We start from the raw sequence: 18,546 nt of genomic DNA on the forward strand, positions 1-18,546 counted from the left end.
ACTGGAAACGGCGTCACGACCGAAGCATCTTCGGTGCATGGCCCGTCACCTCCCCGTCCTGACCGCGGGCGTCGTCGCGGTCGGGGCGCAGTCCTTCCTGCTCGCCCCGCTGCTGCCCGACCTCGCCGCCTCCCTGTCCGCCACCCCCACCGAGATCGGCCGCGCGCTCGCCGCGTACGGCGTCGGCGTCGTCGCGGTGGCCGTGCTGCTGGGCTCGCGCCTCGACCGCGTCCCGCGGGCCACCGCGCTGACCGCCGGCGCGCTCGCGCTCGCCCTGAGCTCCGCGGTCTCCGCGCTGGCGCCCAACTGGGAGGTGCTCGCGGGCGCGCAGGTGCTCGCCGGCGCCGCCGCGGGCGTGGTGCTGCCCGCGACCTACGCCCTCGCCGCCGAGCTCGCCGCGCCCGGTGACGGCGCGCGGGCCACCGGGCGGGTCCTGACGGGCTGGTCGATCGCGCTCGTCGCCGGGGTCCCGGTGTCGACGGTGCTGGCCGACGCCGTCGGCTGGCGCGGGGTGCTCGGCGCGCTGGCCGTGCTCGCCGCCGCCCAGGCCGTGCTGGTCCGGACGCTGCCCGCGACGCCGGTGCCGACGGCGCCGCGACCGCGTCTCTCCGCCGCGCTGCGGGTCCCCGGCGTCGTGCCGCTGCTCGTGACGACGCTCGCGTTCATGACCGCCTTCTACGCCGTGTTCGCGTTCGCCGGCGCCGAGATCCGCCTGCTGCACGGCGGCGGCGCGGCCGGGGCCGGGCTGCTCGCGCTCTCCTACGGCGTCGGGTTCGGCCTGGGCGCGGTCACCGACCGCTTCGCCGCCCGCACCGGCCTCGCCCCCGTCCTCGCCGGGCTCGTGCTGGTCTACCTGGCGCTCGGGGCGACGGTCGGCCTGCTGCCGGCGCTGCTCGCCGTGGCCGTCGCCTGGGGCGTGGTCAACCACGTCGTGCTGACGCTGGTGGTCAGCCGGCTCGCCGACGCCGCCCCGCACGCGCGCGGCGCGGTCCTGGCCCTCAACTCCGCCGCCACCTACGGCGGGGCCGCGGTCGCCGGGCTGCTCGCCGGACCGCTGTACGAGGCGGCCGGGCTGGGCTGGGTGGCGGTCGCCGCGGCCGTCGTCGTCGCGGTGGCGGTGCCGCTCGCCCGCAAACCGGTTGCCGTACCCGTCACCATCGCGGGGTGACCCCGATCCTCACGCGCATCGACGCGTTCTGCGACGCGGTGCCGCGCGCCCGCGCGACGGCGACCGACGACGGGCCGCTGCGGCTGTTCCTGCCCGACGGCCCCGGGCACCCGCTCTACGCCCGCCCGGTGCCCGGGGCGACGGTCACGGCCGCGGACGTCACGCGGGTCCGCGCCCGGCAGCGGGCCGCCGGGGTGCCGGAGGCGTTCGAGTGGGTGCACGCCGCCGCGCCGACCATGGACGCGGCCGTGCGCGAGGCCGGGCTGGCCGTGCACGTCTGCCCGCTGCTGGTGCTCGACGGTCCTGCCGTCGCTGCCGAGGGCGTGCGGCTGCTGGGCGCCGACGACCCCGACCTGGTCGACGCGCTGCACGCGGTCGCGCTCGTCGGCGCGGCCGCGTTCGGGGCGCCGGCCCCCGACGCTCCCGGTCCGGACGCCGTCGCCGCGGCCCGGGCGGGCCTGGCGAGCGGCCGGACCGCGATGGCCCTCGTCACGGGGCCGGACGGCCCGCTCGCCGCCGGTCAGGTGCAGCGGGCGGGGGACGTCGCCGAGCTCGTCGGCATCGGGACCGTCCCCGCGGCGCGGGGCCGGGGGCTCGGCGGCGCGGTCACCGCCGCGCTCGCCGGCGCCACCGACGCGGACCTCGTGTTCCTCGCCGCCGGGAGCGCCGACGCCACCCGCGTCTACGAGCGCGTCGGCTTCCGTCAGGTGGGGGAGTGCGGCGTCGCGGAGCCCGCCTGAGCAGCAGCGGCAGCCTCGACGGGCTGCGCCCCGGCAGGCTGCGTCTGGACCGGCTGCGGCGCCCGCCGCGCCCACTCCGGCGCGTGCTCGGGCAGCGGGCCGATCGCGACCAGCCGCGCCGGGATCCCCTGCAGCACCGGGAAGCGCTGCGACATCCGCATCGGGAACGGCAGGCTCTCGAGCGGCGCGGGCGCGAGGCCGCCGTCGTCGTCGGCCATCCCGATAGGCGTGACGGCCGCGTCGGCGGGGGCGGCCATGATCGTCGGGCCGAGCACCGCGCGGTGGGCGATCCGCTGCGCGCCCTGCACCAGCGCCGTCGGCAGCCAGCGCCGCCACTGCACGCGGCGCAGCACCGAGCGCGGCACGATCCCGCCGCTGCGCAGCGCGGGGGCCAGGATCCGGGCGGCGGCGACGGCGTCGGCCACGGCCAGGTTGATCCCGACGCCCCCGACCGGCGACATGGCGTGCGCGGCGTCGCCGATGAGCAGCAGGCCGTCGCGCTCCCAGCGCCGCAACCGCTCCAGCTTCACATCGAGCAGCTTGACGTCGTCCCACGACTCCAGCGCGCCCATCCGGTCCGCCATCCACGGCAGCAGCCCGGCGAACCGCTCGCGCATCAGCTCGATGCCGCCCGCCCGCAGCTCGGTGTCGCTGCCCTTGCGGATGAGGTAGCCGCACTGCCAGTAGTCGCCCCGGTCGATCATCACGCAGAAGTGGCCGGTGGAGAACCGCCCGACGCCGCCGACGGGGTCGCTCTCGCGGCGCGGCAGCCGGAACCACCAGACGTCCATCGGCACGCCGAACGTGCGCGGCCGCAGCCGGGCGGCGGCGCGCACCGCGGAGCCGCGGCCGTCGCAGGCGACGGTGAGGTCGGCGCGCAGCTCGTGCTCGCTGCCGTCGGTGCGGTCGACGTACCGGACGCCGATGACGCGGTCACCCTCGCGCAGCAGGTCGACGACCTCGGCGTTGCGCCGCAGCGTGAACGCCGGCTCCTCGGCGGCGGAGTCGGCCAGCATGTCGAGGAAGTCCCACTGCGGGACGAGCGCGATGTGCTTGTGCCGCCCCGGGAGCCGACGCATGTCGGACATCACGACGGTGCCCGAGTCGAGCTGGACGGTGACCCGCTCCAGGAGCCGGTGCGGGACGGCGGCGAACCGCTCACCGAGGCCGAGCTCGTCGAGCAGGTTCAGCGTGGAGGCGTGGACGGTGTCGCCGCGGAAGTCGCGCAGGAAGTCGGCGTGCTTCTCCAGGACCGTGACAGGGACGCCCGCGCGGGCCATCAGCAGCCCCAGCACCATCCCGGCCGGTCCACCACCGACGACGAGGCAGGTCGTGCGCTCGTTATTCGTCATGCGTTGAATTTAGCGCGGGTCCGCTAGCCTGGCAAGACCATGACTGCGTCCCAGAACTCACCGACTCGGCCGGTCCGCGTCCGCTTCTGCCCGTCCCCGACGGGCACTCCGCACGTCGGGCTCATCCGCACAGCCCTGTTCAACTGGGCCCACGCCCGGCACTCCGGCGGCGCGTTCGTGTTCCGCATCGAGGACACCGACGCCAGCCGCGACTCGGTCGAGTCCTACGAGGCCCTGCTCGACGCCCTGCGCTGGCTCGGCCTCGACTGGGACGAGGGCCCCGAGGTCGGCGGCCCGCACGGGCCGTACCGGCAGAGCGAGCGCGGCGACCTCTACGCCGACGCGCTGCGCCGCCTGATCGACGCGGGCGAGGTCTACGAGTCGTACTCGAAGGCCGACGAGATCGAGGCGCGGCACAAGGCCGCCGGGCGGGACCCGAAGCTCGGCTACGACAACGCCGACCGCGACCTCACCGACGCCCAGCGCGACGCCTACCGCGCCGAGGGCCGCGCGCCCGTCTACCGGCTGCGGATGCCCGACCGCGACATCACCTTCACCGACCTCGTCCGCGGCGACGTCACCTTCCGCGCCGGCACCGTCCCCGACTTCGTGCTCGCCCGCGGCGACGGCAGCCCGCTCTACCCGCTGACCAACCCGCTCGACGACGCGCTCATGGGCATCACCGACGTGCTGCGCGGCGAGGACCTGCTCTCCTCCACGCCCCGCCAGATCGCGCTGCTCGAGGCGCTGCAGCGCGTGGGCCTCGGCGACGGCCCCTTCCGCTACGGGCACCTCCCGCTCGTCACCGGGGAGGGCAACCGCAAGCTCTCCAAGCGCGACCCGGAATCGAACCTGTTCCTCTACCGCGAGCGCGGATTCGTGCCCGAGGGGCTGCTCAACTACCTGGCACTGCTGGGGTGGGCGATCGCCGAGGACCGCGACGTCTTCACGATGGCGGAGATGGTCGACGCATTCGAGGTCGGGCGCGTCTCCGGCAATTCCGCGCGGTTCGACCTGAAGAAGGCCGAGGCGATCAACGCGGCGCACCTGCGGGCGCTGCCGGTCGAGGACTTCGCCCGCCGCGTCGAGCCCTACCTCGTCGCGGAGGGAGTGAGCATCGACACCGACGACCAGCGTGCGCTGCTCGCCGCCGCGGCCCCGCTCGTACAGGAGCGCAGCGTCGTCCTCTCCGACGCCGCCCGCATGCTCCGCTTCCTGTTCGTGTCCGAGGACGGCTTCTCCCTCGACGAGGACGCGGCCGCGAAGAACCTCGGCGCCGACGCCGCCCCGGTGCTCGAAGCGGCCCTGACCGGCCTCGATGCGCTGTCGACGTGGTCGGCCGCGGAGATCGAGGGCTCGCTCAAGGCCACCCTGATCGACGGTCTGGAGCTCAAGCCGCGCAAGGCGTTCGCGCCCGTGCGGGTGGCCGTCAGCGGCCGGACCGTGTCGCCGCCGCTCTACGAGTCCATGGAGCTGCTGGGGCGCGAGCGGTCGCTGCGGCGGCTGAGGGCCGGTGTGGAGCGCGCCGGGGGGCTCGGCTAGAGTGGTTCGCGCAGGACGCGGTCACCGAGTGACCGTCGTCCAGTGGGGTATGGTGTAATTGGCAGCACGACTGATTCTGGTTCAGTTAGTCTAGGTTCGAGTCCTGGTACCCCAGCGGAAAGCTCCAGAAAGCCTTCCTGTACTGTTCTCCCGAGCAGTTCGAGCAAGCCAAGTACATATCAGCGAGTCTCTGGCCCCGTCGTCTAGCGGCCTAGGACGCCGCCCTCTCAAGGCGGTAGCGCGGGTTCAAATCCCGTCGGGGCTACAACGCACAAACCCTCTCACTCCGGTTCGGAGTCGAGAGGGTTTCTGCGTTTTCGGGTGTTGTGCGTGGGTCGGGCGTCGGAGGCGCGGTCTCTGGTCCGGCGCCGGCGGTGGGGGCAGGCGGCCGGGGGTGCGGGCTGGTGATCGTCGGAAGTGTGATGTGAGGGTCCTGGCGAGGGTCGCAGCGGTGCGGTCTCGGTGATCACAGGCCGGTGATCGTCTGAAGTGTGACGTCACGGCCCTGGCGAGGGCCGCCACGGTGCGGTTTTGGTGATCATGAATCCGCGGCCGCCGGTGCGGCGGTCGCGGGCGGCACGGAGGGGCGGGGTGGATCGACGAGACCGGTGATCGCCAGGAGTGTGACCGCGCGGCCCTGGCGAGGGCCGCCACGGTGCGGTCTCGCTGATCACAAGCCGGTGATCGTCAGGAGTGTGACGTCACGGCTCTGGGGAGGGCCGCAGCGGTGCGGTCTCGGCGATCACTGGCCAACGATCGTCGGGAGTGTGACGTGAGGGTCGTCTCGGCAGTCGTGGTGGCGCGGTGCCAGCGATCAACAACCCGGGGCGGCCGCTGCGGCCCCGGGCGCCGGCGGAGTCGCGGGGGGCGGGTCGACGACACCGGTGATCGTCGGGAGTGTGACCGCACGGCCCTGCTGAGGGCCGCCATGGTGCGGTCTCGGTGATCACGGCTCGGTGATCGTCGGAAATGTGACGTGTGGGTCGTCGCGGCGACCGTGGTGGCGCGGTGCCAGCGATCAACAACCCGGGGTGGCCGCTGCGGCCCCGGGCGCCGGCGGAGTCGCGAGGCGGGCCGACGACACCGGTGATCGTCGGGAGTGTGACCGCACGGCCCTGGGGAGGGCCGCAGCGGTGCGGTCCTGGTGATCGCGGCTCGGTGATCGTCGGAAGTGCGACGTGTGGGTCGTCGCGGCGACCGTGGTGGCGCGGTCTCGACGATCATGGCGCGCTGCGGCCCCGGGCGGCGGCACGGGGTCGCGCGGCGGGCCGACGACACCGTGATCGTCAGGAGTGTGACCGCACGGCCCCACCGAGGGCCGCCACAGCGCAGTCCCGGTGGTCGAGCCGGCTCAGGCGACCGGCAGGTTCCGCTGCGCGTCGGCCTGCGGAGGTGGCTCGACAACACTGCTGGTGGGCGGCGTCGTCGTGGGCGGCGTAGTGGGCTCTGTCGTCGGCGGCGGGGGCTCCGTCGTCACCGGCGGAGGCGGTTCCACCTGCGTGGTGGGTGGGGCCGTGGTCGGGTCGGGGCGGCGGGTGGGGGCTGCTGGGGCGGGACGATCGTCGTCGACCGGCGCCTCCGTCGACTCCACCGGCGTGGGTGTGCCCAGCACCTCCGACGAGACGGGCGGCAGCACCGGCACCGTGGACGCCGGGTCGGTGTTGGCCGTGGGCGTCGGGGTGGGGCTCGGCATGAGGAACACCGTGGCGACGACGCCGAGCGCCGCGGCCAGGCCGCCGACCGACACGAGGAACGCGCCGCCGCGGCGGCGGGGCGGCTCGGGGCGGTCGTAGTCGTCCTCGCGGTACTCGGTGACCTCGAGGTCCATCGGCGGCCGGACGGGGTAGGCCGACATCTGACCGGAGCCGGGGGACCCGGGCATCGGCCGCTGCGGCGGCACGACCTGCGTGGCCCTCTCCCCGGCGACCCGCTGCGGCGGCACGCCCGGCGGCCGGAAGCCCGCCGACGCCACCGGCCCGGCCGACGGCCCCGCCGACGCCATACCGGCGCCCGCGGCGACCCCGAGGCCGGCGACCCCGAGGCCGGCAGCCGCGACCGCACCGCCCGGACCGGCCGCCCACTGGGAGCCGGTCGACCGGGAACCGGCCGGACGGGCGCCCACGGGGGCGGACGAACCGCCCCGCGGCGCGGGGACGTGCGGCCCGGTCCCGGCGAGCGCCGCCGGGTCGAGCGAGAGCGCGGCGCCCATGGCGATCGCGTTCTTCGGGTCGGCGTCGACCGCGACCGGGCGGCCCAGCTGCTCCGACACGAGCTGCGCCACCAGCGGGATCCGCGACGACCCGCCCACCAGCAGCACCGCGGTGAGCTGGTCGGGCGTCATCCCCGCCGAGGCGACGGCGCGGCGCAGCGCGGAGACCGTGTCCTCGAGCTGCGGCCGGATCATGGCCTCGAACTCGCTGCGGTGCAGCCGCACCGAGCCCTGCGAGCCGGGCAGCAGCACCGGGATCGACACCTCGGTGTCGCTGCTCAGCGCCTCCTTGGCCTCCGAGCACTCGCGGCGCACCGCGGCGACGGCGGAGAGCACGGAGGGGTCGGTGTCGTCGAGCCCGGCGAACGCCTCGGGCATGGCCGCGCGGACGTGGTCGAACACGACCTGGTCGAAGTCGACGCCGCCGAGCCGCTCGATGCCCTCCGGGCGCCCCACCGTGCCGAAGCCCTGGGGGCCCTTGTGCACGACGGCGGCGTCGAACGTGCCACCGCCGAGGTCGTAGACGGCGATGGTCGAGCCGGACTCCAGCCGCTCGGCCGACGCGTAGTGCAGCGCCGCCGCCTGCGGCTCGGCCAGGAACGACACCTGCATGCCCTGCCCGGCCAGCGCGCCGCCGAGGAGCTCCTTCTTCAGCGGGCCCCACGACGCGGGGTGCGTGACGGCGATCCGGGCGGCGGGGCCGCCCTCGCGCTCGCCCACCCGGTCGACGACCCAGCGCACGACGCGCGCGGAGAGCTCCTGCGGCGACCACGGCACCCCGGCGACGACGAGCGGCGTGGGGTCGCCGATGCGGCGCTTGAACTCGCGCACGACGCGGGCCGGGTCGGTGAGCGCGCGCCGCTCGGCCGCCTCGCCGACCAGGACCGAGCCGTCGGTGCCGGCGTAGAAGACGGAGGGGATCGAGCTGGACCGGTCGCCGAGGTTGACGATCTCGATCTCGCCGGGCCGCGCGCCCGGGTGACCGACGGCGGCAGACGTCCTCGTCGTACCCAGATCGATCCCGAGCAAGTAGGTCATCGTCTCCCGTTCCCGCCGCCGATCCTCACCCTGCGTGCAATCGCGTCACGGTATCGGGCCGCCGGTGACCCTTTCGGGCGGGTCTCGATCACAGCCGGTGCTGCAGGGCCTCCGCGGCCGCGAGCAGGTCGGCGGCCCAGCGGACGCCCGGTCGGCGGCCGATGCGGTCGACGGGCCCCGACACCGACACCGCGGCGACGACCTGCCCGCTGCCGTCGCGCACGGGGGCCGAGACGCTCGCCACACCGGACTCGCGCTCCGCGACGCTCTGCGCCCACCCGCGCCTGCGGACGTCGAGCAGGACCCGCTCGGTGAACGTGGCGTCGGCCAGCACCGCGCGCTGCACGGCCGGCTCGGCCCACGCGGCGAGCACCTTGGCGCCCGACCCGGCCGTCATCGGCAGCCGCGATCCCACGGGCACCGTGTCGCGCAACCCGCTCGCCGGCTCGGCGGTGGCGACGCAGACGCGCTGGGTGCCGTCGCGGCGGTAGAGCTGCACGCTCTCGCCGGTGATGTCGCGCAGGCGGGGGAGCACGGCCGCGGCGGCCTCCAGGAGGGGGTCCGCCCCGCCCGCGGCCAGCTCGGCCAGTGCCGGGCCGGGGCGCCAGCGCCCGTCGGATCCGCGGTTGAGCAGCCCGTGCACCTCCAGGCCGACGGCGAGCCGGTGCGCGGTGGCGCGCGGCAGCCCCGTGCGCTGGCACAGCTCGGCCAGGCCGCAGGGCTCGGTGGCCACGGCGCGGAGGACACCCACGGCCTTGTCGAGCACGCCGATCCCGCTATGCTGTCTCACACCGCGATACTAACGTCCCAACAGCTGGGAGAAGCAACTGATGGCGCCGCGCACACTGGCCGAGAAGGTGTGGGACCTGCACCTCGTCCGCGAGGGCCGAGAGGATGGGCAGAGCGGAAGCGAGCCCGACCTCCTCTACATCGACCTGCACCTCGTGCACGAGGTGACGAGTCCGCAGGCGTTCGACGGCCTCCGCCTCGCCGGGCGGCCGGTCCGGCGGCCGGACCTGACGCTGGCGACCGAGGACCACAACGTCCCCACCACCGACGTCGAGCTGCCGATCGCCGACCCGGTGTCGCGCACGCAGGTCGAGACGCTGCGCAAGAACTGCGCCGAGTTCGGCGTCCCGCTCTACCCGATGAACCACGCCGAGCAGGGCATCGTCCACGTCGTCGGCCCGCAGCTCGGCCTCACGCAGCCGGGCACCACGGTCGTCTGCGGCGACAGCCACACGTCCACGCACGGCGCGTTCGGCGCCATGGCGTTCGGCATCGGCACCTCCGAGGTCGAGCACGTGCTGGCCACGCAGACGCTGCCGCTCAAGCGGTTCAAGACCATGTCGATCACGGTGACGAGCGCCGACGGCACGTTGCGCCCGGGCGTCACGAGCAAGGACGTCGTGCTGGCGATCATCGCGCAGATCGGCACCGGCGGCGGGCAGGGCTACGTGCTCGAGTACCGCGGCAACGTCATCGAGAACCTCTCCATGGAGGGGCGCATGACGATCTGCAACATGTCGATCGAGGCGGGCGCGCGCGCCGGCATGATCGCCCCCGACGAGACCACGTTCGCGTACCTGGAGGGCCGCGACCGCGCGCCGAAGGGCGCCGACTGGAACGAGGCCGTCGCGGCGTGGCGCGAGCTGCGCACCGACGACGACGCCGTCTTCGACGCCGAGGTGCACATCGACGGCGACGCGCTCACCCCGTTCGTCACGTGGGGCACCAACCCCGGCCAGGGCCTCCCGCTGGGCGAGAACGTGCCCGACCCGGCCCAGATCGTCGACGAGAACGAGCGCGTCTCCGCGGAGAAGGCGCTGACCTACATGGGCCTGACGGCCGGTCAGCCGCTGCGCGAGGTCGCCGTCGACACCGTCTTCGTGGGTTCCTGCACCAACGGCCGCATCGAGGACCTGCGCGCGGCCGCCGACGTCATCCGCGGCCGCAAGGTCGCCGACGGCGTCCGGATGCTGGTCGTGCCGGGCTCGATGCGCGTGCGGTTCCAGGCCGAGGAGGAGGGCCTGAACGAGGTCTTCACCGAGGCGGGCGCCGAGTGGCGCTCCGCGGGCTGCTCGATGTGCCTGGGCATGAACCCCGACCAGCTCGCGCCGGGCGAGCGCAGCGCGTCGACGTCCAACCGCAACTTCGAGGGCCGCCAGGGCAAGGGCGGCCGCACCCACCTGGTGTCCCCGCTCGTGGCCGCGGCCACGGCCGTGCGCGGCACCCTGAGCAGCCCCGAGGACCTGAGCTGATGGACGCCTTCTCCACCCACACCGGCATCGGGGTGCCCCTGCGGCGCTCCAACGTGGACACCGACCAGATCATCCCGGCGGTCTACCTCAAGCGCGTCACGCGCACCGGGTTCGAGGACGGCCTGTTCTCGGCCTGGCGCAACGACCCGTCGTTCATCCTCAACCAGGAGCCGTTCGACCGCGGCTCGGTGCTGGTCGCGGGGTCCGACTTCGGCACCGGCTCCTCGCGCGAGCACGCGGTGTGGGCGCTGATGAACTACGGGTTCCGCGTCGTCATCTCCTCGCGGTTCGCCGACATCTTCCGCGGCAACTCGGCCAAGGCCGGCCTGCTCGCGGCGGAGGTCGCGCAGCCCGACGTCGAACTGCTCTGGAAGCTGCTCGAGAACCAGCCCGGCACCGAGATCACCGTCGACCTCACCGAGAAGACGGTGCAGGCCGCCGACCTCACCGTGCCGTTCGAGATCGACGACTACACCCGCTGGCGGCTGTTGGAGGGCCTCGACGACATCGGCCTGACGCTGCGCCACGCCGAGGACATCACGGCGTTCGAGGCGTCCCGACCGGCCCGGATGCCCGTCACCCGCTGACCTCGCGAGGCGGATCCGTTGCCGCACAACGGATCCGCCTCCGCGTGTCCCTGGTGCGCGCCCCTGACCAGCGGCTACGTTGTCGCCCATGAACAAGACGCAGCTCGTGGACGCGCTCGCGGCCCGCATCGGCGACCGGCGGACCGCGGCCACCGCGGTCGACGGCCTGCTGGACACCATCGTCGACACCGTCGGATCCGGGGATTCCGTCTCCATCACCGGTTTCGGGGTCTTCGAGCCCCGCGCCCGCGCCGCGCGCGTGGCGCGCAACCCGCGCACGGGGGAGACGGTGGAGGTCGCCGCCACCACCGTGCCCGCCTTCCGGCCCGGCACCGGCTTCCGCGCGGCGGTCGGCGGCGGGTCGGCCCCCGCCCCCCGCGCCACCCCGGCCCGCCGGTCCGCGGCCGCCGCCGCTCCGGCGGTCGAGGCTCCCGCCGTGGAGGCGCCCGCAGTGGAGGCGCCCGCGGCGGCTCCGGCGAAGCCCGCCCGCAAGCCGGCGAAGGCCAAGGCGTCGTTCGCGGCGGCAGCGGAGCCCGCGGCTCCGGAGCCCGCCGCCGCGGCGCCCGCGGCGAAGGCGCCCAAGGCCGCGAAGAAGGCGGCGCCGAAGGCGAAGGCCGCCACCCCGGCCGTGGAGACCAAGGCGCCGAAGACCAAGGCGGCGCCGAAGGCGAAGGCCGCGGCCGTGGCCGAGGCGCCCGCCGCGAAGCCGAAGAAGGCGAAGGCGAAGAAGTAGCCCCCATTCGCACACAGGGTCCGGGGCCCGCACACAGGTCCGGCCCTGTGTGCGGGCCCCGCGGCCTGTGTGCGAGCGGGGGAGTGGCGGGACGCGAGGCGGGGGCGGGCTGGCTCAGCGGCGCAGGTGCCGCGCGTAGCTCCGCTTGAGCGCGCTCACCCCGCGCCGGGCCGCCCGGCCCGCCCGGAGCTGCGTCGCCCGGTGCAGCAGGTAGGGCAGCGACCGGCGGCGCAGGGGCGGTGCGGCCCCCTCGACCTCCGCGGCCCGGCGCGTCCGCAGCGAGTAGCCGACGTCCGTCGGCGCCATCAGGAGGTGCCGGTCGGCGTTCTCGAACCACGCCGCGCTGCGGGCCGCCTCGCCCTGCAGCCGCACGACGGTCGGCCTGCGCAGCTCCTCGTAGGACCGCAGCGCCGCCTCGAGGCCGCCCGCGGGCGGTCCCGACCCCAGGACGTCGGCCAGCGCCATCGCGTCCTGCAGGGCCAGCTTCGTGCCCGACCCGACGGAGAAGTGCGCGGTGTGCGCGGCGTCCCCGATCAGCACGACGTTCCCGTCGTGCCACCGGGCGTTGCCCACGGTGGTGAAGCTCCGCCACGCCGCGGCCGCACCCGCTCCGGGGGGCCGGCACCGCAGCGGGTGCCCGCCCAGGTGCCGCGCGAAGACCTCCGACAGGCGCTCGACGGCCTCCTCGACGGGGAGGGCGTCGAAGCCCAGCCCGCTCCAGGTCGCGCGGGAGCACTCGACGATGGCCGTGCTCGCGCCCGGCGCGTACTGGTAGCCGTGGAACCAGACCCACCCGGCGCGGGTCGGCTCGAACGCGAACGTGAAGCTCGGGAAGGAGGCCGCCGTGCCGAGCCAGAGGTGCACCGTCGCGCCCGCCTCCTCGGTGGTCCCGAAGGCGCCGGCCCGGCCGCGCCGGAGCCTGCTCCCGTGGCCGTCGGAGAGCACCACGAGGTCGGCGTCGCCGAGCTCGTCGAGGGACGCGACCTCCCGCCGGTGCTCGACGTCGACGCCGACCTCGAGCGCCCGCCGCGTGAGGATCTCCAGCAGCCGCTGCCGGCCCATCCCGTAGCCGTAGCCGCCGAGGTGCACGGGACGGCGGTCCCGGATGCGCACCTGCTGGCCGGTCCAGCGCACCGAGGCCGCCCGGATCTCCCGCGCCGTCGGCGGGTCGTGCTCGTCGAGCCCGGCGAGGAGGTCGTCCCAGTAGCCGAAGCCCCAGCCGTAGGTGGCGTCGGGGAGGGTGCGCTCGACGACGGTGACCCGGTGCCGCGGATCGCGCAGCCGGGCGAGCAGCGCGAAGTACAGCCCGGCGGGACCGCCGCCGACGCAGGTGATCCTCACGGCCCCGCCTCCGCCGCCGGTCGGGTCGGGGCACTGCTGCGCAGCACGATCCGCGCGCGGGCGACCAGGGCGCGACCGGCAGCGCTGCGCCCCGCCGCGTCGTAGGCCCACCGCAGCGGCACCGGGCGGATCAGCTCGACCGGCGCCGGGTAGCGGAAGGCGGTGCCGCCGAAGGCCATCTTGGCGCGGTCCGCGCTGGGCCAGGACTCGTCGTCCCGGACCCCGGCGGTGGCGCCGCACAGCGTCGCCTCCGACAGCCCGCCGAAGTCGATGAACCGGTGGCCCGAGCGGCGGGCCCAGCGGATGATCTCCCAGCGGGCGGCGGCCGGGACGCTGAGCCGCCTGCCGTCGCCGTCGCGGTCGAAGCCGCACAGCTTCCCGCGGACGGTGTCGCCGCAGACGGTGACCAGGTCGGCGCTCACCGGGACCCCGTGCACCTCCCCGACGAACAGCGCGACGTTCCCCGTCCGCGCCAGCTCCGCGTACAGCGTCGTCACGTAGTCGAGGCGGGGCGGTCGCGGGTAGCCGCGCGCCGCCGCCGCCGTGCCCATCAGCTCGACGAGCAGCGGCACGTCGCGCTCGTCGCCCCGGCGCACCGTGACCCCGCGGTCGGCCCACCGGCCCGTCCAGTAGCGCAGCCTGCGCGACAGGGCCGCCCGCAAAGCCGCCTCGTCGGGACCGAGGTCGATCCGCATGGACCCGGTCGGGGCGATCTCCGCCGCGGACGGCCGGAAGCCGCGGTCCACCAGCGCGCCGCTGACGTCCTCGGCGCCCTCGGGGGGCTGCACGAACAGCATGCGCAGCCGGAGCGAGGACAGCGCGTCGGCCAGCGCGGCCACGACCTCGGCGCGCCCGTCGGCGAACCCGGCGACCGGCCCGTAGGGCACGTAGCCCAGCGAGCCGAACCCGCGGACGCGGCGGACCAGGACCAGCGCACCGCCGACCAGCACCCCGTCGCGGCGGGCGAGCAGGTGCAGCGGGACGAAGCGCTGGCCCGCGCGGACGCGCGCCCACACCGACAGCTGCGTCACGTCGGTGCCGGGCGTCCGGGCGACGAGCCGGTCCCACTCGGCGCAGGTGTCGGGACCGGGATCGGCGACGCGCTCGACGACGACGGTGGAGGTGGATTCCCGCACGGAGTCGATCATTCCGGCACCGGGCTCACCGGGCGGCGGGCGGCCTGCCGGTCGCCGGTGCCCCGGCCCGCCGGACCGCCCCGGATGCGGCGCTTCGTGAGGTCCAGCAGCCGGCGCCCGCGCGTCGACCGGCGGACCATGTCGTAGGCACCGCGGACGACCGGGGAGGGCACGAGCTCCACCGCCGGCGGGTAGCGGAACGGCACGCCACCGAACTTCACCTTGTACCGGTCGGGCCCGGCGAGCGCCTCGACGTCGACGCCGCCCTCGGCGAACAGCACGTCGACCGACGCCGTCTGCAGCCCGCCGAAGTCGAACCACCGCCGTCCGTCGGCCTTCGCCCACTTCATCGACTCCCACCGGATCGCGCCGGGGACGTTGAGGTGGGTGGCGGCGCTGGACCGGTCCAGGCCCACCAGCCGCACCTTCGCCGAGTCCCCGCACACCGTCACGACGTCGGCGGCGACCGCGGCCCCGTCGACCTCGCCGACGAACACGACCGCCCGCCCGGTCGCGACCAGCTCGCGGTGCAGGATCTCCAGGTACGCCGCCGAGAACGGGGTGAAGCCCTGGTGCCGCGCGGTGTCGCCGAGCAGCCCGGCCAGCAGGGCGAGGTCCGCCGCGCCGCCCCGGCGGACGCTGACGCCGCGGGCCGGCCACTGGTTGGTCCACGTCCGCAGCCGCCTGCTCAGCCCCCGGCGCAGCTCGTCCTCGCCGACGGTGAGGTCCACGCGCAGCGACGCGGCCGGGGCGATGCCGGCGTCCGAGCCGCGGAAGCCGCGCGCGAGCAGGGCCCGCGTCACGTCCTCCCCGCCCTCGGGCGGCTGGACGAACAGCATGCGGGTGCGCTCGCGCCCCACCCGCTCCAGCCCGGCGCACAGCGCCTCCAGCACGGCCCGCCGGTCGCCGTCGTCGAGACCGGGGCCGACCAGCGGCCCGTAGGAGACGTAGCCGACGCGCCCGCCCACCGGCAGGCGCCGGCACAGCACGAGCGCGCCGCCCACGACCGCGCCCCGCAGCCGGGCGAGGACGTGCAGCGGCTCGAACCCCGCCTCCCCCCGCAGCACGGCCCATCCCGAGAGCTGCGCGACGTCGCCCGCGGGGGCGGCGGCCACCAGCGCGTCCCACTCCGCCCGCGCGGCGGGGCCGGGATCGACCGACGCCGTGACGATCGGGTCCTCATGCACGGCCGCACCTCCGGTAACGATCGGGTCCCTGTGACGACGTACGCAGGAACCGGTGGTTCGCCCGGAACCGCCCGCCCCGCCGACGCCGTCGGCCGTGACAGGAGATCCCATGCTGGGTCAGCTCTTCGTCTCCCTGGCCAAGCCGCCCTACGTGGCGGCCCGCCAGGCCGTGACCGGCGCGCTGTTCGAGCGGCGCTACGGGGTGACGACGGCAGGCGCCCGCAGCCGCGAGGAGCTGGGCTTCTCCGACGAGGACTACAACCGCTACCTGCCCGCCGGCCTGACGAGCCTGCGCCGCATCCTGCGCAAGGGCGAGGTCGGCCCGGACGACGTGTTCGCCGACCTCGGGTCCGGGATGGGCCGCGTCGTGCTCCAGGCCGCGCTCGCCTACCCGTTCCGCCGGGTGGTCGGTGTCGAGCTGTCCACCGAGCTGCACGAGATCGCCACCGGCAACCTGGAGCGCAACCGCGACCGGCTCCGCGTCCGCGACGTCACCCTGGTGCACGCCGACGTGCTCGACTTCCCGATCCCGGACGACCTCACCGTCGTGTTCCTCTACAACCCGTTCTTCGGCGAGGTCTTCCGGACCGTGGTCGACCGCCTGCTCGAGTCGGTGGACCGCGCCCCCCGCGAGCTGCGCGTCATCTACGGCAACCCCGTCGAGGAGGAGGTGCTGCGGGCGACCGGCCGATTCGAGGAGGTCCGCCGCCTGCGCGGCATGCGCCCGGGCCGCGAGTGGTCGCGCTCGAACTCCTTCCGGCTCTACCGGGTGCTCCCGGCGGGCACCGGGAGCCGCTGACCCCGGGCGGTTCACAGCCGGTCCGTCCCCGGCTCGACGAGCCGGCGGCGGGTGTCGAGGACGCGGTCGGCGAACCGGCCCACCAGCTCCCAGTCGAGGACGTCGTGGTCGGTCAGGACCACGACCAGGTCGGCCGCGGCGAGGGTCTCCTCGGAGACCTCCACCAGCGCGACGCCCGGCGGTACCTGGGCGGCGTCGATCAGGGGGTCGGCGGCGAGCACGGTGGCGCCGAGGTCGAGCAGGCGGTGCGCCACGGTGATCGCGGGGGAGTTGCGGGCGTCGCCGGAGTTGCGCTTGTAGGCCAGCCCCAGCAGCAGCACGGTGCTGCCGTTGACGGCCTTGCGCTCCCGGTTCAGGTGCGCGGTCGCGCGGCTCGCCACGTAGTCGGGCATGTGCTCGTTGACGTCGTTGGCGATCTCGACGAACCGGAAGTTCTGCCCGAGCGTGCGGCGGACCTGCCACGACAGGTACGACGGGTCGATCGGCAGGCAGTGGCCGCCGACGCCCGGGCCCGGCGTGAACGGCATGAACCCGAACGGCTTGGTGGCCGCGGCGTCGACCACCGACCACACGTCGATGCCCAGCCCGTGGCAGAAGACGGCCAGCTCGTTGACCAGCGCGATGTTGACGTGCCGGAACGTGTTCTCCAGCAGCTTCGCCAGCTCGGCCTCGCGCGTGCCGGAGACCGGGACGACCCGGTCCACCAGCCGCGCGTAGAAGGCGGCGACGGCGTCCGCGGACCCGGCGTCGACCCCGGACACGATCTTCGGGGTGTTCCGGAAGCCCCACGTGGGGTTGGACGGGTCGATGCGCTCGGGGCTGTAGCCGACCCGGAAGTCCCGCCCCGCCCGCAGCGGGCCGTCGGCCTCGAGCAGCGGGACGAACACCTCCTCGGTCGTGCCCGGGTAGGTCGTCGACTCCAGCACGACGCAGCAGCCGGCCCGCACGTGCGGCGCGAGGGCCGTCGCCGCGGCGCTGACGGCGGAGAGGTCGGGGGCGCCGTCGGCCAGCGGCGTCGGGACGGTCACGACCGCGACGTCGAACCCGGCCAGGTCGGCCGGGTCGGCGCTCGGGCGGAACCTGCCGGTGGCGAGCGCGGCGGCCACGTCGTCGTCGGTGACGTCGTCGATGAACGTCAGCCCGTGGCCCAGCCGGTCGACGCGGGACTTGTCGACGTCGAACCCGACGACGTCGAACCCGGCCTCCACGGCCCGGACGGTCAGTGGCAGGCCCACGTAGCCCTGCCCGACGACGACGACCCGGTCGGGACCCTGCGCGGCGGTCATGGACGTCTCCTGTCGACGGTGGACCGGGTGGTCCCTGATCGGGTGGTCGTGCTGCGGGGGCTCATGGGGGCTGTCCCTACGATGGCGGGCGCACGGGGTGGACCGGAGGGAGCGTGGGCTGCATGGCGAGCGCAGCGGCGCGCGCGGCGACGGTCCTCGCGGTGCTGGCCGTGGCGGCCTGCACCGTGCCGGCGCCCGTCACACCCCTGACGCCCGGGTGCACCGCTGAGGCCCGGACCGCCGACGCGGCGCGCGCGGCGCTGGCCGGGGCGCCTGCCGGGGCGACGGTCTGCCTGACCGGGGACGACCTGCGCGCCACCGACCTCGTCGTCACCGCGTCCGGGACGGCCGGGCGGCCCGTGGTGGTGCGGGCGCTGGGCGCGGTCGTCGTCCGCTCGGTCGAGGTCGACGCCGACCACGTGGTCGTCGAGGGGGTCACGACCGAGGGCGGCACGGGCCTGGTCCTGGCGGGCACCGGGATCACCGTGCGCGGCAACGCGGTGCGCGACGCCACCCAGGACGGCATCTCGTGCGAGCAGCGGTGCCGCGACGTCCTCGTCGAGGACAACACCGTGACCGGCGCCGACGGCAGCGGGATCATCGTCGAGGGCGAGCGGATCACGGTGCGCGGCAACGCGGTCAGCGGCTCGGTCATGCGCGCGGCGAACGACGCCGACGGCATCCGCTTCTTCGGCACCGGCATCACCGTCTCGGGCAACACCGTGAGCGACATCAAGGACGACGGGTACGACGGCGAGCCGCCCCACACCGACTGCTTCCAGACCTACGACAACAGCCGCCTGCCCACGGTCGGGGCCGTGGTCACCGGCAACGTGTGCCGCAACGTCGACCACCAGTGCCTCATCGCGACGGCCGAGGAGTCCGGCGGGGACGGGGTGGTCGGGCGCTCGCGCGGCATCGAGTTCACCGACAACGTCTGCGACGTCGAGGGGTCGCAGGCGGTGCTCGTCCAGTGGATCCCCGACGTCCTGGTGCGCGGCAACACCTTCACCGGCCCCGGCCTCTACCGGGCCGCGATCTTCCTGGACGGGTCGACGGGCGCGGGCTTCTACGACAACACCGTGCCGGACGGCGTGGCCGGGTACCAGCTCGACGGGGAGTCGAGCGCCGGTTTCGGCACCGACCGGCCGGAGGAGTAGCGGGCGC

15 protein-coding genes and 2 tRNA genes are annotated in these 18,546 nt (G+C 75.2%); 10 read left to right on the forward strand and 7 right to left on the reverse strand.

Features of this window, described 5'->3' with window-relative positions; genetic code table 11:
- Positions 1-37: 37 nt before the first annotated feature.
- A complete protein-coding gene (locus HOP40_RS15105) occupies positions 38-1,168 on the forward strand; it encodes an MFS transporter (RefSeq protein ID WP_172159032.1) in 1,131 nt (376 codons plus the stop codon).
- A complete protein-coding gene (locus HOP40_RS15110; protein WP_172159035.1) occupies positions 1,165-1,908 on the forward strand; it encodes a GNAT family N-acetyltransferase in 744 nt (247 codons plus the stop codon). Before HOP40_RS15105 ends, HOP40_RS15110 begins: the two co-directional genes overlap by 4 nt.
- On the opposite strand, the gene HOP40_RS15115 is transcribed toward HOP40_RS15110, so the two are convergent.
- On the reverse strand, positions 1,872-3,260 hold the full coding sequence (locus HOP40_RS15115) for an FAD-dependent oxidoreductase (protein WP_172159037.1): 1,389 nt from the start codon (positions 3,258-3,260) through the stop codon (positions 1,872-1,874). The genes HOP40_RS15110 and HOP40_RS15115 overlap by 37 nt on opposite strands.
- Positions 3,261-3,299: 39 nt before the next feature.
- Here HOP40_RS15115 and gltX point away from each other — a divergent pair, with 39 nt between their 5' ends.
- The 3 genes from gltX (at position 3,300) to HOP40_RS15130 (ending at position 5,067) form a co-directional block, all read left to right on the forward strand.
- Positions 3,300-4,802, forward strand: coding sequence for a glutamate--tRNA ligase (gene gltX, locus HOP40_RS15120; RefSeq protein ID WP_172159039.1), 1,503 nt, complete (start codon positions 3,300-3,302; stop codon positions 4,800-4,802).
- A gap of 43 nt (positions 4,803-4,845) precedes the next feature.
- Positions 4,846-4,917, forward strand: a tRNA-Gln gene (locus HOP40_RS15125).
- Between the two features lie 77 nt (positions 4,918-4,994).
- A tRNA-Glu gene (locus tag HOP40_RS15130) sits at positions 4,995-5,067 on the forward strand.
- A 1,086-nt stretch (positions 5,068-6,153) separates the two neighbouring features.
- Here the strand turns inward: HOP40_RS15130 and HOP40_RS15135 are convergent.
- Positions 6,154-8,049 (reverse strand): Hsp70 family protein, encoded by a 1,896-nt coding sequence (locus HOP40_RS15135; RefSeq protein WP_172159041.1) that lies wholly within the window; start codon positions 8,047-8,049, stop codon positions 6,154-6,156.
- An 88-nt stretch (positions 8,050-8,137) separates the two neighbouring features.
- Entirely contained in the window at positions 8,138-8,839 is a 702-nt protein-coding gene (locus tag HOP40_RS15140; RefSeq protein WP_172159043.1) for an IclR family transcriptional regulator, read from the reverse strand.
- 40 nt (positions 8,840-8,879) lie between these two features.
- Here HOP40_RS15140 and leuC point away from each other — a divergent pair, with 40 nt between their 5' ends.
- The 3 genes from leuC (at position 8,880) to HOP40_RS15155 (ending at position 11,630) form a co-directional block, all read left to right on the forward strand.
- Positions 8,880-10,310, forward strand: a complete 1,431-nt coding sequence (gene leuC / locus HOP40_RS15145) for a 3-isopropylmalate dehydratase large subunit (RefSeq protein ID WP_172159045.1) — start codon at positions 8,880-8,882, stop codon at positions 10,308-10,310.
- Complete coding sequence (leuD, locus tag HOP40_RS15150) at positions 10,310-10,897, forward strand: 3-isopropylmalate dehydratase small subunit (protein WP_172159047.1); 588 nt, start codon at positions 10,310-10,312, stop codon at positions 10,895-10,897. The genes leuC and leuD overlap by 1 nt, the downstream gene beginning before the upstream one ends.
- A gap of 88 nt (positions 10,898-10,985) precedes the next feature.
- Positions 10,986-11,630 carry an HU family DNA-binding protein gene (locus tag HOP40_RS15155; protein WP_172159049.1) on the forward strand — a complete coding sequence of 215 codons (645 nt, stop codon included), beginning with the start codon at positions 10,986-10,988 and terminating at the stop codon, positions 11,628-11,630.
- A 114-nt stretch (positions 11,631-11,744) separates the two neighbouring features.
- Here HOP40_RS15155 and HOP40_RS15160 read toward each other — a convergent pair whose 3' ends face one another.
- The 3 genes from HOP40_RS15160 to HOP40_RS15170 are packed head-to-tail and all read right to left on the reverse strand — an operon-like array spanning position 11,745 to position 15,294.
- Positions 11,745-12,971, reverse strand: coding sequence for an FAD-dependent monooxygenase (locus tag HOP40_RS15160; RefSeq protein ID WP_172159052.1), 1,227 nt, complete (start codon positions 12,969-12,971; stop codon positions 11,745-11,747).
- Positions 12,968-14,107 carry a lipid II:glycine glycyltransferase FemX gene (locus HOP40_RS15165; protein WP_172159054.1) on the reverse strand — a complete coding sequence of 380 codons (1,140 nt, stop codon included), beginning with the start codon at positions 14,105-14,107 and terminating at the stop codon, positions 12,968-12,970. The genes HOP40_RS15160 and HOP40_RS15165 overlap by 4 nt, the downstream gene beginning before the upstream one ends.
- Positions 14,108-14,115: 8 nt before the next feature.
- The gene (locus tag HOP40_RS15170) at positions 14,116-15,294 is read right to left on the reverse strand and encodes a lipid II:glycine glycyltransferase FemX (RefSeq protein WP_172159056.1); all 1,179 of its coding nucleotides are present in this window, start codon (positions 15,292-15,294) and stop codon (positions 14,116-14,118) included.
- 109 nt (positions 15,295-15,403) lie between these two features.
- On the opposite strand from HOP40_RS15170, the gene HOP40_RS15175 reads away from it, so the two are divergent.
- Positions 15,404-16,093 carry a methyltransferase domain-containing protein gene (locus HOP40_RS15175; RefSeq protein WP_172159059.1) on the forward strand — a complete coding sequence of 230 codons (690 nt, stop codon included), beginning with the start codon at positions 15,404-15,406 and terminating at the stop codon, positions 16,091-16,093.
- An 11-nt stretch (positions 16,094-16,104) separates the two neighbouring features.
- On the opposite strand, the gene HOP40_RS15180 is transcribed toward HOP40_RS15175, so the two are convergent.
- Positions 16,105-17,379 (reverse strand): nucleotide sugar dehydrogenase, encoded by a 1,275-nt coding sequence (locus HOP40_RS15180; RefSeq protein WP_172159070.1) that lies wholly within the window; start codon positions 17,377-17,379, stop codon positions 16,105-16,107.
- A gap of 122 nt (positions 17,380-17,501) precedes the next feature.
- On the opposite strand from HOP40_RS15180, the gene HOP40_RS15185 reads away from it, so the two are divergent.
- The gene (locus HOP40_RS15185) at positions 17,502-18,539 is read left to right on the forward strand and encodes a right-handed parallel beta-helix repeat-containing protein (protein WP_172159072.1); all 1,038 of its coding nucleotides are present in this window, start codon (positions 17,502-17,504) and stop codon (positions 18,537-18,539) included.
- Positions 18,540-18,546 lie beyond the last annotated feature (7 nt).

Source organism: Pseudonocardia broussonetiae (genome assembly GCF_013155125.1).
Taxonomy (GTDB): Bacteria; Actinomycetota; Actinomycetes; order Mycobacteriales; family Pseudonocardiaceae; genus Pseudonocardia; species Pseudonocardia broussonetiae.